Genomic DNA, 12,216 nt, shown 5'->3' on the forward strand with positions numbered 1-12,216 from the left:
GATGGTGGACGTGAACGCACTCTTCGACCTCACCGGTCGCGTCGCCGTGGTCACCGGTGCCTCCTCCGGTCTGGGGGAGGGTTTCGCCCGCACGCTGGCCGGTGCCGGTGCCACCGTCGTGGCTGCTGCCCGCCGTGCCGATCGCCTCGAGGCGCTGGCCGCCGAGGTGTCGGGCATCGTCCCGGTGGTCGCCGACATCACCCGCATCGAGGACCGCGAGCGTCTGGTGGCCACGGCGACCGAGATCAACGGCGGGATCGACGTGCTGGTCAACAACGCCGGCATCGCCGGTGGCCCGGACGCCCTGACCGAGACCGCCGAGGAGTTCGACCGGATCCTCGACATCAACCTCGTCTCCGGCTTTCACCTCACCGTGTCGGCCGTCAAGGCGCTGCCGGACGACCGCACCGCGTCGATCATCAACATCTCCTCGATCGTGGGCCTGGTCTCGACCGCCCCGATCGGTGGCGCCGGGTACGCCGCCTCCAAGGCAGCCGTGATCGGCACCGGACGCGAGCTGGCCGGGCAGTGGGGACGGCGCGGCATCCGCGTGAACACGATCGTCCCCGGCTTCTTCGACACCGAGATGACCGACGGCCTCTTCCAGAACGAGAAGTCGGCCGGCTGGGTGCGTCGCAACACCATGCTCGGACGCGGCGGCGCCGAGGGCGAGGTGAACGGCGCCCTGCTGTTCCTGGCCTCGGACGCCTCCAGCTACGTCACGGGCCAGACCCTCGCCGTCGACGGTGGATGGACCGCGAAGTGACCACGCCCGCAGACCTCCCCGCAGGGCTCCCTGCAGATCTCCCCGAGGAGATGGACGCCTTCCGGCTCCTGGCCTGGGGTGAGGCGCCGACGACCGTCCGGGTGCCGGTGCCGCGTCCGCAGGGACGTGAGGTGCTGCTCGCCGTCGAGGCGGCCGGGCTGTGCCACTCCGACCTCACACTGATCGGCGCCGCTCCGGGAGCGATGGGTTTCGCGGTCCCGTTCACCCTCGGTCACGAGGTCGTGGGACGGGTCGTCGCACTCGGACCCGACGCCGACCCCACGTTGCGCGGCACCTTCGCCGTGCACGGGGTCTGGGGGTGCGGCCAGTGCCGTGCCTGCCGTCGTGGTGAGCAGAACTCCTGTGCCTCGATCACCGACGCGATCGGTCCCGGGATCGGGCGCGACGGTGGCCTGGCCGAGTACGTGCTCGTGCCCTCCGCCGAGCACCTGGTGCCGGCCGACGGTGTCGCGGCCGTCGACCTGGCACCGCTCACCGACGCAGGTCTGACCACCTTCCACGCCCTGGCCCCGCACCGCGGTCGCCTGCGTGGGGGAGTGGCCGCGGTGGTCGGGATCGGGGGACTCGGCCACCTCGCGCTCCAGCTCCTGGCGACCGAAGGTCTCGAGCTCCTGGCGGCGGTCGACCCGCGTCCGGGTGCCCGTGACCTGGCCACCCACCTGGGCGCCGACGTCGTGGTCGCCGACGTCAGCGAGGTCAAGCCCGCCGTCGCCCTGGCGCTGGCTGCGCGCGGTCCGTTGCCGGCCGCCGAGGCCGACGGGAGTCTCGACCTGGTCATCGACCTGGTCGGCAACGCTGCCACCCTGGACGCGGCCCCGGACCTGTTGGTCCCCGGTGGTTCCTACGTGGTGGTGGGATCGGGCGGGGGCGCCGCTCGGGTGGCCAAGGGTGCGCCCTGGCCCCGTGGGTTCTCGGTGAGCGCTCCGTTCTGGGGCACGCACGCCGACCTGGTCGAGGTGGTGCACCTGGCGTCCCGTGGCGTCCTGCACGCCGAGACCGAACAGTTCGACCTGTCCCGGGTGGAGGAGGCGTACGCACGCCTCGCTGCCGGGGAGGTGCACGGCCGCGCGGTCGTCATCCCCGGACGCTGAACCACCCCCTTGAACGAAGACGACGACGAGCAGAGGAGCATCCAGGCATGCAGAAGCTGGCGCAGGAGGTTCTGGCCCGGGCCGAGCAGTCACCCGAGCAGGTGGCCGTGGTGGACGGAACCGGTAGGCACACGCTGGGCGAGGTCGTGACCCACGCCCGAGCCCTCGCCGAGGTGCTGGAGCGCGAGCTCGACGGCGCCCCGACGGTTCTCGTGCAGGCCGACAACACCTGGCGGACGTTGGCGGCTGCGTTGGCCGTCGGCATTCGCGGTGGTCTGGTCGCGGTGATCAGCGGCCATGCCACCCGCACCGAGTGGGAGCTGGCCCAGGAGGACATCGAGCCCGACGCCGTCGTGGTCTCGGCCCACACCTCCGAGAGCTGGCAGCTCGGCACCGGGGCCGACGCCGGGTTCGTCGCCGCTGGCGAGGTGCTGGACGGGTGGCCGCTGCTGCGCGCCGCGTCCGGGACCACCCGTGGCGTCGAGCGCTGGAACGGCGGTGTCGTGATCGCGATGACGTCGGGCTCCACCGGTCGCCCCAAGTGTGTGGTGCAGTCCGAGGAGGCCCTGCGCTACGCCGGACGCTCCACCATCGAGGCCGTGGGCCTGCAGCCCGGCGACCCGGTCGGTGCTCTGGTGCCGCTGTCGTCGGTGGCTGCCTTCTGCTTCGGCCTGCACCTGCCGGCGATGAACGGCTCGCCGATGGTGTGTCTGGAGAAGTGGAGCCCCGAGTCGGCCGTCGCGCTCCTGCGCGAGGAGAAGGTCGCCTGGACGATGCTCGTGCCGACGATGGCGCTGCAGCTCTCCCTGGTCGACGGCTCCGCAGACGCCTTCTCGCAGATGAAGGCGATGACCGTGGGCGGCGGTCCCATGAACATGGACGCACTGCGTCGTGCCGAGGAGCACCTGGGGACGAAGTTCCTGCGGGTCTTCGGCATGTCCGAGTGTCTGGGGCACACCACCCCGCGGCCGAGCGACGACGCCGAGGTCCGCCTGGGCCGTGACGGTCGCCCGTTCCCGGGCACCGAGGTGCGTGTCGTCGGCGAGGACGGATCCCCGCTGCCGCAGGGGCAGGTCGGTGCCGCGCAGGTGCGTGGCCCCTCGCTCTTCACCGGCTACGCGCGCGGTGGCGTCCCGGTCCCGCCGGAGGTCGTCGCTGACGGCTTCTTCCCGACCGGTGACCGGGCCCGCATCAACGAGGACGGCACGATCAACATCCTCGGCCGCGAGAAGCAGGTCATCATTCGCGGCGGGCGCAACATCGACATCAACGAGGTCGAGTCGGCCCTGGCCGCCCTCGACGGCGTCGCGCAGGTCTGCGTGGTGCCGGTGCCGGACGACATGCTGGGGGAGCGCGCCGCTGCACTGGTGGTGTGGGACGGCCAGCCCCGCGAGCTGGACGAGGTGGTCCGCGAGCTGGCGGCCTCGGACTTCCCGAAGTTCAAGTGGCCGGAGTTCTTGTGGTCGGTCCCGACGCTGCCCCAGAACAGGGTCGGCAAGCTGAACCGGGTCGAGGCCGTGTCGCTCGCCGCGCGGTACGCCACCGACGGCTCCTTGGTGTAACGATTTCTGACAGTGATGGCGCTGCAGGGGATCTCAGGCCATTGTGTGTACCGACCTGAACTCGACTCAGGTTACGCTTGAGTGACGACGCCGACACCGGGAGAAACATGTCCACCACAGCTCCAGCAGGGCCGCGCTCCAAGCGTCGCCTCATCCTCGACGCTGCCATCGACAACTTCGGGGAGGTCGGCTTCGAGCACACCAAGTGGGCCACGATCGCCGACCAGGTGGGCATCGGTCAGACGGCGCTCTACCACTACTTCGAGTCGAAGGCGCACTGCCTGCTGACCATCATGAGCACCGAACTGGAGCGTTCGCACGAGCGCTTCGTCGCCGTGACCCAGGGAGTGGCGAGCGCCGAGGAGCAACTCCGTGCCTCGGTCCGGGCAGCGATCGCCGTCGAGCCGCGCGAGGCCCTGCAGGCCCGCATCCTGCTGAGCCACCAGGACCTCCTGGTTGCTCCTCGTGTCTCCGAGCGCGAGGAGGCCGAGCGCCAGAAGTCGCGCGACCTCGTCCGTCAGATCGAGCAGGACTGGTCCGCGATGCTCGCGCTGGGCATCGAGCAGGGCGCCTTCTCCGACCGTGACACCAAGACGGGCGCGAGGCTGATGCTGGGTCTGCTCAACAGCGTCTGGCGCTGGTACCGCCCGAGTGGCTCCCAGACGCTCGACCAGGTCGCCGACGAGGTTGTCGAGGCCTGCCTCCGACTGGCTCACTGAGCCGCAGCCCCTCCTGTCGTGACAGGAGGGGCACCTTTTCACCCGTAGTCCTTGAACAGAATTCAACTCAGGAGGAACCGTGTACAACCTGATCCTGATGGCCTCGAAGCCGCACGAGTGGACCCACGACCAGTTCATCGAGTGGTGGCGCGGCGAGCACGCCGAGGTCACCTACGGACTCCCCGGGCTGCGACGTTGGCACCACACCGAGGTGCTCGAGCGCATGGACGAGAAGCGCTCGGCCGGCTGGGACGGTGTCTCGATCCTCTCCTTCGACTCCAAGGAGGCGCTCGACGCGGCGCTGGCCAGTGACGAGTGGAAGAAGGCCATCGAGCACGTCGGCGACATGAAGGGCAGCCGGATTGCCGTGATGGGCGAAGAGCGAGTGATGGTCGCGGAGAAGTGACCTCTCCGCTGCTGCCGGGAGCGGTGTCGGGTGCGGGCCAGGACTGGTCCGCACCCGGTGCCCACCCGGTCGCCGAGGGCATCCACCGCATCGTCCTGCCGATGCCCCAGGACGGACTCCGGGCCGTCAACGTCTACGCCGTCCAGGGGCCCGCCGGCCTCGCTCTGGTCGACGCCGGATGGCGGGTGCCGGGTGCCCTCGAGGTGCTCTCCGCCGGCCTGGGGCAGATCGGCTGCACCCTGGCCGACGTCACCGACGTCCACGTCACGCACATCCACCGCGACCACTACACCCTCGGACCGGAACTGCGCCGCGCGTGCGGTGCGCGCATCCACCTCGGTGCCGAGGAGGCGCCCGGGCTGGCCATGGTCAGCGCCCTGCGCAGCAACAGCCCCGAAGCGTCCCTGCGCGAGTTGGCGCGTGCCGGCGCCGACGCGATCGCCGGCGTCGTCGCGCGGATGGAGCACGGCGAACCGTGGAGGGCGGCGGACTGGGAGGAGCCGGACGTCTGGACCTCTCCCGGAACGGTCGCGCTGGCCGGACGACCGGTCGAGGCGGTGCTCACGCCCGGGCACACCAAGGGTCACCTGGTCTTCCACGACCACGCCGCGGGGCTGCTCTTCTCCGGCGACCACGTGCTGCCCACGATCACGCCCTCGATCGGCTTCGAGCTGGGTGACTGGGACCTGCCGCTGGGCAACTACCTCTCCTCGTTGGAACTGCTGCTCACGCGGCCGGACGCGATCCTGCTGCCGGCTCACGGGCCGGTCGGCGGGGGAGTGCACGAGCGGGTGCGCGCGTTGCTCGAGCACCACCGGGTGCGTCTGGACGCGACCCGCGACCAGGTGCTCGACCACGGTGCGAGCACGGGGCTGGAGGTCGCCTCCGGTCTGCTCTGGACCCGTCGCGGGCGCAGCTTCGGTGAGCTCGACGTCTTCAACAAGATGATCGCGGTCTGCGAGACGATGGCCCACCTCGACGTGCTCGTGGAGCAGGGCGAAATCGCCGTGGAGCCGTCCCGCGGGGGAGTCGACCGGTTTCTCGCGCGGTGACCCCGCCCTGCTCCGGGGCGGGGAGACCCCGGAGTGCTCAGCGCGCGGTCCAGCCGCCGTCCGCGTAGAGCTCGCTGCCGGTCATGAAGCCGGCGTCGTCGGAGCCCAGGAAGGCCACGGCGCCGGCGATCTCCTCGGGGCGGCCCAGGCGGCCCATCGGGGTGTTGGCGAGCATGCCGCGGTGGCGTTCGGAGCCCTCGAAGCGCTCGAGCAGCTGCGGGGTCTCGATGAAGCCGGGGTGCAGTGAGTTCACCCGCACGCCGCGGGTGGCCCAGGTCAGGGCGGCGTTCTTGGTCATCGTGCGCACGGCGCCCTTGGCTGCGGCGTAGGCGACCGAGTTGCCCAGGCCGCCGGTGCTGCCCAGGATCGAGGCGACGTTGACGATCGCGCCGCCCCCGCTGCGCTCGATCAGTGCGCCGGCGTGCTTCATGCCCAGCCACGTGCCGATCTGGTCGACGGCGACGACGCGTTCGAAGCGCTCGCGGGTCTCCTCGGTGACGTCGGCGGCCGAGCCGATGGCTGCGTTGTTCACCAGGACGTCGAGTCCGCCGGTGCGCTCCTCCAGCAGTTTGACCACCCGGATCCAGGCTGATTCGTCACTGACGTCGAGCACTGAGCGCAGGTGCCCGGAGCCGGGCAGGGAGGAGACCAGGTCATCCAGTGGCGTGCCGGCGAGGTCCGCCGCGACCACCCGGGCCCCCTCGGAGGCGAGGCGTCGGCACACGTGCGTGCCGATCCCGCCGGTGGCGCCGGTGACGAGGACGGTCCTGCCGGTGTAGCGGTCCATGGCTTCTCCTGGGATGTGTCCGCGACTGCGGAGTCGGTCGTCCTGGGCGTCCCACTGGTCGGGGGACGGTTGTGGGTTTACAGTGACACCGAACTGAATTGAATTCAACTAGGAGGGGTGATGGGTCGTACGATTCGCGGCATCGCGGAGTTTCGATCCCTCGTGGGGTCCGAGCTGGGCACCAGTGAGTGGTTCGAGATCACCCAGGAGCGCATTGATGCCTTCGCTGACGTCACCGAGGACTGGCAGTGGATCCACGTGGACCCTGAACGTGCCCGCGCCGAAGGGCTCGGAGGCACGGTGGCGCACGGATTCCTGACGCTCTCGCTGATGCCGCGCCTGAGCGCGCAGGTCTTCGAGTTCGCCGAGGTGGGCCGCGCGGTCAACTACGGCCTCGACAAGGTGCGTTTCCCCGCGCCGGTCCACCCCGGTGACCGCATCCGCCTCACGGCCACGATGCTCGAGGCGTCCGACGTCGACGGGGGAGGAGTGCTGGGCCGGGTCTCCTACGTGGTGGAGATCGAGGGCCGGGAGCGCCCTGCCGCGGTGACCCAGACGCTCATGGTCGTCTATCCCGAGCCTGCCTGACCCTTGACGCCGCAGCACCTGTCGGGTGCTGCGGCTCGTTTCCCCCGGCGTCGGTCGCGGGGCGGGCGCCGCTCGGCGTGCCATCCTGCACCTGGCCGCTTCTACGAATGGAGAGAACAGTGGAGAAGATCGTCATCGTCGACGGAGCCCGCACCCCGGTGGGGTCCTTCGGCGGCGTCTTCAAGGACGTCCCCGGCTACGAACTGGGTGCTGCCGCGTCCGTCGAGGCGCTCAAGCGCTCCGGCGTGGCGGCGGAGGAGATCGGTGAGGTCGTCACCGGGTGCATCGGTCAGGTGGGCCCGGACGCGTACAACGCCCGCCGCGTCGGTGTGGCCGCCGGGCTGCCGCACGAGGTCCCTGCCTTCACCGTGAACCGCCTCTGTGGCTCGGGCCTGCAGGCGATCTGGTCGGCCGCGCAGGAGATGCGCTGGAACAACCTCGACTTCGCCCTCGCGGGCGGCAACGAGTCGATGAGCCGCATGCCGTTCTACGACTTCGGTGCGCGCAACGGCTACCGCCTGGGTGACCGTGAGCTCAAGGACGGCACCGTCCTGATGCTCACCGACCCCTTCGACGGCGTGCACATGGGCATCACCGCCGAGAACGTCGCCGCGAAGTACGGCGTCTCCCGTGCCGAGCAGGACGAGTTCGCCCTGGAGTCGCAGCGTCGCGCTGCGACCGCCGAGGCCAAGGCCGCCTTCGCCGAGGAGATCGTCGCCTTCGAGGTCAAGGGCCGCAAGCCCGTCGTCGTCGACACCGACGAGCACCCCAAGCCCGCCACCACCATCGAGACCCTCGCCGGCCTGCGCCCGGCGTTCAAGAAGGACGGAACCGTCACAGCCGGCAACGCCTCCGGCATCAACGACGGTGGCGCCGCGGTCGTCCTGGCCCGTGAATCGGTGGCTGCCGAGCGTGGTCTGACGCCGCTGGTCTCGATCGAGGCCGTCACCACCGCTGCGATGGACCCGCGACTCATGGGCTACGCCCCCACGTTCGCGCTCCGCAAGCTCTTCGAGCAGACCGGCCTGACGCCGTCCGACATCGGCACCGTCGAGCTCAACGAGGCCTTCGCCTCCCAGGCTGTCGCTGTCATGCGTGACGCCGGGCTCTCCGCCGAACAGACCAACCCCTACGGCGGCGCGATCGCGCTCGGTCACCCGGTCGGCGCGACCGGCGCCCTGCTCACGGTCCGAGCGGCCAAGACCATGGTCCGCGCCGACCACGAGTACGGCATCGTCACCATGTGCATCGGTGGCGGCCAGGCGCTCGCCGCCCTGCTGAAGCGGGTCTGAGATGGCTGGCGAGTACGTCCTGCCCGACGAACTGCCGGCCGGCTACGTCGTCGGCGAGCACGACCTCGGGCCGGAGGACGACGTCACCTACGCCGTGCGTGACGGCGTCGCGCACATCACCCTGAACCGACCGTCCGCGGCCAACGCCCTGGACGTCGGCCTCTCGCACGCGTTGCGACTGGCGGCCGAGCGAGCGGCCTCCGACGAGAGTGCGAAGTCGGTCCTGGTCTCCGGATCCGGTGCGCGGTTCTGTGGTGGCGGGGACGTTCCCGCGTTCGCTGCGGCCGAGGACAAACCGGCCTTCCTGCACCAGTTGGCGCTGGACGCGGACGCTGCGGTCCGGGGCCTGGAGTCGCTGGAGAAGCCGGTCGTGGCGGCCGTCCACGGTGCTGTGGCAGGTGCGGGGCTGGCGATCATGCTGGCTGCGGACGTCATCGTCGCTGCCCAGCAGACGAAGTTCGTCTTCGCCTATCCCGGCATCGGCCTGACGCCTGACTGCGGCGTCTCCTACCTGCTTCCGCGCGCGATCGGGCAGCAGCGGGCGCTGGGTTTCGCGCTGGCGAACAAGCCCGTCACCGCCGCGACCGCGCACGAGTGGGGCATGGTCACCGAGGTCGTGCACGACGCCGACGTGGCCGTCTCCCGTGCCACCCAGGTGGCCCTGGACTTCGCTGCAGGGCCGGCGAGCGCCCTGGGGCAGGCTCGACGTCTCCTGCGTGCCGGGTGGGAGATCGACCGCACGGCCGTCGGGGTTGAGGAGGCGAGGACGATCTCACGTGCCGTCGCCGGCGCCGAGGCCGTCCGACTGATCGAGAGGTTCGTCGCACGCTGAGAGTGGCCAGCGACGACGCGACAGGGGTGTCCGGGGTTCCGGGCACCCCTGTCGTCTGTTGAATTCGATTCAAGAAACATTGCACATCCTCTTGTCAGGATGTGACCCGCGCCATACCTTGGTGCCTGAATCTAGTTCAATTTGGCGAACGAGTGCATTCTGCAAGGAGCCCCAACTCATGGCATCGAAGCGTCCTGCCGTCCTGACCGCCCTGGTGGTGGCTGCATCCATGTCCCTCGCCGCCTGTGGAGGATCGGGCCCCGAGTCCGAACTCGCAGACAGCTGGGACGGGATCGTCGAGGCGGCCGCGAAGGAGGGCAAGGTGACTCTCTACAGCACCCACGCTCCCGAGAACCTCGAGGCGCTCAAGAAGGCCTTCGAGGCCGAGTACCCCGACATCAAGCTGGACTTCGTGCGCGGCACGGACGCCGACATCCTGCCCAAGGTCGACGTCGAGAAGAAGACCGGCAAGGCCATCGCCGACGTCCACATGACCACCGACGCGGCCTGGATCGCCAGCGACCTCGAGGACGAGGACGCCTCGGCCGAGCTCGTGGGTCCCTCGTTCGACGCCGCCGAGTACCGCCGCGCGGAGAGCATCCTCGACGACCGGTGGTTCGTGACCAGCGCGGCCGTCTTCGGCATCGCCTGGAACACCAACAAGTACCCCACAGGCCTCTCCGCACCCGAGGACGTCCTCGACCCGAAGCTGAAGGGCAAGGTCGGCGTCTCCAACCCGTCCGGCATCCCGACCTACGTCGACATGTGGAAGGGCTTCGAGCAGGACTGGGCGCCCGGCTTCGTCACCGACCTGGCCGCCACCGGACCGCGCATCTACCCCAGTGCAGTGGCCATCACCTCCGCGCTGACCTCGGGTGAGGTGTGGGCCACGCCGGTGGCCGCCAGCCAGTTGCTGGCCGAGAAGGAGAAGGGCGCCCCGGTCGACTTCGTCGTGCCGGAGAAGCCCTTCGGCGTCCCCTGGTACACGCACGTCGTCGGTGCGTCCAAGAACCCCAACGCCGCCCAACTGCTGGCTGACTTCATGGTCACCGAGGCTGGCCAGAAGGCGATCTCGGCGGACTACGTCGCGGCTCTGCCCGACGTGGAGGGCACCGGCATCGCCGGCGCCGACGTCGTCGCCCAGGAGATCAAGCTCCCGGACCCCGAGGAGATCAGCCCCGAGGTGGTCACCGACTACCAGAAGACGTGGGAAGGCCTCTTCCTCAAGAAGTGACCCCCTGCCGGGCGGCCCTCCCGGGCCGCCCGGTCGGAGCGGCTTCCCGCTCCTCCCCCCGGCGAGTACGTCGGCGCTGTGAAGCGCTGAGCGAGGTGAAGTGATGACGATGACCCGTGCCGCGGCCCATGCGGCTCCCACCCCCACACCGTGGTCCCGTCTGGCCGCGTCGCGCCTGTGGCGCAGTCGTATCGGCTACGGCGTCCTGATCGCAGTGCTGGCCTACCTGATCGTGTGGCCCCTCTACAAGCTCCAGTCGATGGCCTTCGCCGACGGCGCCCAGGGCTACCGGGACCAGTTCGGCCGCGACGACGTGGCCCAGACGTTGCAGACCACGGCGCTGCTGGCCGTCGTCTCGGTGGTCATCGCGATGGTGCTGGGCACGATCCTGGCGTTCGCCGTGAGTCGGCTGCCGGGAGGCGTCGGCTGGCTGCGCATCGTCCCGCTCCTGCCGATCGTCATGCCGTCGGTCGCGAACGTGGTCGGGTGGGCGTTCCTGCTCTCGCCCGGTCCCGGATACCTCAACATGGTCCTGCGCCAGTTGCCCTGGTGGGACCACCTCGACGCCGGTCCGGTCAACATCTACTCCACCGCGTGGATCGTCATCATCACGGGCTTCAGCCTCACCTCCTTCGTGTACCTGTTCGTCTCCGCCGGGATGTCCAACATCTCGTCCGAGCACCTGGAAGCGGCCCAGCTGAGCGGATCGACCACGCTCGGGGTCTTCTTCAAGGTCGTGCTCCCGCTGCTGCGCCCCTCCCTCGTCTACGGCGGCGGTGTCGCGCTGCTCCTGGGACTGGGGCAGTTCACCGCGCCTCTGCTGCTCGGGCAGAACGAAGGTCTCAAGGTCCTGACGACCGAGATGTACTTCCGGGCCTCGGAGTCGCCGGCCAACTTCGCCGCCGCTGCTGCCGCCGGGTCACCGTTGGTGATCCTGGGCATCCTCGTGGTCCTGGCCCAGCGTCTGCTGCTGGGCAACCAGGCACGATTCGTCACCCACGGAGGCAAGTCGTTCGCTCCCACCTCGGGCCAGTCGCACTGGGCCACCGTGGTGGTGGCCCTGTACGGTCTGCTGGCGCTCGTGCTCCCGATGATCGGGGTGGTGATCGTCTCGCTGACGCCCTACTGGTCCGGAGACCTCTCCTGGAGCCTCTTCACCTTCGACAACTACCGTCAATTGGTGGACACCCCCGGCATCATGGAGTCGGTCGTCACCAGCGTCGTGACCTCGCTGGCCGCGGTTGCGATCTGCGTCCCGCTCGGCCTGGCCGTCGCGCTGCTCATCGCCAAGGGTCAGCACGTGCCCTTCCTGCGGCTGTTGGGCGACCTGGTCTCCGCGCTGCCGCTCGGCATCCCCGCGGTGATCTTCGGTGTCGGATTCCTGCTCACCTACACGGAGCCGCCGTTCATCCTCTACGGCACCCGGACGGTGATCGTCCTGGTCTACGTCGTGCTCATGCTTCCCTTCGCCACGCGGATGCTGCTGACGGCTCTGATCTCGATGGGGAACAGCTACACCGAGGCCTCCGCGGTCAGCGGCGCGAGTCCGCTGGTCACGACGATGCGGGTCACCCTGCCCTCGCTGAAGCCCGCCGCGCTCAGCGCCGTCGCGCTGATGTTCATCCTGCTCACACATGAGTTCGCCGCCTCGATCATGGTGCGCTCGTCCACGACGCAGGTCATGGGCACCGTGCTCTACGACCACTGGAGCAACGGCTCCTACCCGCTGGTCGCGGCGATGTCGATCCTGATGACGGCCGTGACCACCGCGGGCGTCGCGCTGGCCATGGCGATCGGTGGTCGCAACGTCCTCGACAACCTGTGACGTCCCCCGCGTCACTCCTGCGCCACCGCCGCGCGTCCCCG

Annotated in this window: 12 protein-coding genes; 11 read left to right on the forward strand and 1 reads right to left on the reverse strand. The window is 69.9% G+C overall.

Features of this window, described 5'->3' with window-relative positions:
• Nucleotide 1: 1 nt before the first annotated feature.
• The 6 genes from EOV43_RS02505 (at nt 2) to EOV43_RS02530 (ending at nt 5,617) form a co-directional block, all read left to right on the forward strand.
• Entirely contained in the window at nt 2–766 is a 765-nt protein-coding gene (locus tag EOV43_RS02505; RefSeq protein WP_239022189.1) for an SDR family NAD(P)-dependent oxidoreductase, read from the forward strand.
• Complete coding sequence (locus tag EOV43_RS02510; RefSeq protein ID WP_206611378.1) at nt 763–1,878, forward strand: alcohol dehydrogenase catalytic domain-containing protein; 1,116 nt, start codon at nt 763–765, stop codon at nt 1,876–1,878. Before EOV43_RS02505 ends, EOV43_RS02510 begins: the two co-directional genes overlap by 4 nt.
• Nucleotides 1,879–1,925: 47 nt before the next feature.
• The gene (locus tag EOV43_RS02515; protein WP_128219534.1) at nt 1,926–3,440 is read left to right on the forward strand and encodes a class I adenylate-forming enzyme family protein; all 1,515 of its coding nucleotides are present in this window, start codon (nt 1,926–1,928) and stop codon (nt 3,438–3,440) included.
• Nucleotides 3,441–3,547: 107 nt separating this feature from the next.
• On the forward strand, nt 3,548–4,159 hold the full coding sequence (locus tag EOV43_RS02520; protein WP_128219535.1) for a TetR/AcrR family transcriptional regulator: 612 nt from the start codon (nt 3,548–3,550) through the stop codon (nt 4,157–4,159).
• A gap of 79 nt (nt 4,160–4,238) precedes the next feature.
• Nucleotides 4,239–4,565: an EthD domain-containing protein gene (locus EOV43_RS02525; RefSeq protein WP_128219536.1), complete on the forward strand. Its 327-nt coding sequence runs from the start codon at nt 4,239–4,241 to the stop codon at nt 4,563–4,565.
• Nucleotides 4,562–5,617: an MBL fold metallo-hydrolase gene (locus EOV43_RS02530; RefSeq protein ID WP_239022190.1), complete on the forward strand. Its 1,056-nt coding sequence runs from the start codon at nt 4,562–4,564 to the stop codon at nt 5,615–5,617. The genes EOV43_RS02525 and EOV43_RS02530 overlap by 4 nt, the downstream gene beginning before the upstream one ends.
• Before the next feature lie 37 nt (nt 5,618–5,654).
• Here the strand turns inward: EOV43_RS02530 and EOV43_RS02535 are convergent, their stop codons facing one another.
• Nucleotides 5,655–6,404, reverse strand: a complete 750-nt coding sequence (locus EOV43_RS02535) for an SDR family NAD(P)-dependent oxidoreductase (protein WP_128219537.1) — start codon at nt 6,402–6,404, stop codon at nt 5,655–5,657.
• A gap of 120 nt (nt 6,405–6,524) precedes the next feature.
• Here EOV43_RS02535 and EOV43_RS02540 point away from each other — a divergent pair, with 120 nt between their 5' ends.
• From EOV43_RS02540 to EOV43_RS02560, 5 genes are all read left to right on the forward strand, one after another.
• Nucleotides 6,525–6,992: a MaoC family dehydratase gene (locus tag EOV43_RS02540; RefSeq protein ID WP_128219538.1), complete on the forward strand. Its 468-nt coding sequence runs from the start codon at nt 6,525–6,527 to the stop codon at nt 6,990–6,992.
• 119 nt (nt 6,993–7,111) lie between these two features.
• The gene (locus tag EOV43_RS02545; protein ID WP_239022191.1) at nt 7,112–8,284 is read left to right on the forward strand and encodes a thiolase family protein; all 1,173 of its coding nucleotides are present in this window, start codon (nt 7,112–7,114) and stop codon (nt 8,282–8,284) included.
• A 1-nt stretch (nt 8,285) separates the two neighbouring features.
• A complete protein-coding gene (locus EOV43_RS02550) occupies nt 8,286–9,116 on the forward strand; it encodes an enoyl-CoA hydratase/isomerase family protein (RefSeq protein WP_128219540.1) in 831 nt (276 codons plus the stop codon).
• A 178-nt stretch (nt 9,117–9,294) separates the two neighbouring features.
• Nucleotides 9,295–10,350, forward strand: coding sequence for an ABC transporter substrate-binding protein (locus EOV43_RS02555; protein WP_128219541.1), 1,056 nt, complete (start codon nt 9,295–9,297; stop codon nt 10,348–10,350).
• A 103-nt stretch (nt 10,351–10,453) separates the two neighbouring features.
• Nucleotides 10,454–12,175, forward strand: a complete 1,722-nt coding sequence (locus tag EOV43_RS02560; RefSeq protein ID WP_239022192.1) for an ABC transporter permease — start codon at nt 10,454–10,456, stop codon at nt 12,173–12,175.
• The last annotated feature ends 41 nt before the right edge of the window (nt 12,176–12,216 follow it).

The sequence above is a fragment of the Nocardioides yefusunii genome (assembly GCF_004014875.1).
GTDB lineage: Bacteria > Actinomycetota > Actinomycetes > Propionibacteriales > Nocardioidaceae > Nocardioides > Nocardioides yefusunii.

Excerpts from the sequence above, each read along its gene's own strand:
- EOV43_RS02505 (WP_239022189.1), top strand. The coding sequence starts at position 2 with ATGGTGGACGTGAACGCACTCTTCGACCTCACCGGTCGCGTCGCCGTG.
- EOV43_RS02515 (WP_128219534.1), top strand. The coding sequence starts at position 1,926 with ATGCAGAAGCTGGCGCAGGAGGTTCTGGCCCGGGCCGAGCAGTCACCC.
- EOV43_RS02520 (WP_128219535.1), top strand. The coding sequence starts at position 3,548 with ATGTCCACCACAGCTCCAGCAGGGCCGCGCTCCAAGCGTCGCCTCATC.
- EOV43_RS02535 (WP_128219537.1), bottom strand. The coding sequence starts at position 6,404 with ATGGACCGCTACACCGGCAGGACCGTCCTCGTCACCGGCGCCACCGGC.
- EOV43_RS02540 (WP_128219538.1), top strand. The coding sequence starts at position 6,525 with ATGGGTCGTACGATTCGCGGCATCGCGGAGTTTCGATCCCTCGTGGGG.
- EOV43_RS02550 (WP_128219540.1), top strand. The coding sequence starts at position 8,286 with ATGGCTGGCGAGTACGTCCTGCCCGACGAACTGCCGGCCGGCTACGTC.
- EOV43_RS02555 (WP_128219541.1), top strand. The coding sequence starts at position 9,295 with ATGGCATCGAAGCGTCCTGCCGTCCTGACCGCCCTGGTGGTGGCTGCA.
- EOV43_RS02560 (WP_239022192.1), top strand. The coding sequence starts at position 10,454 with ATGACGATGACCCGTGCCGCGGCCCATGCGGCTCCCACCCCCACACCG.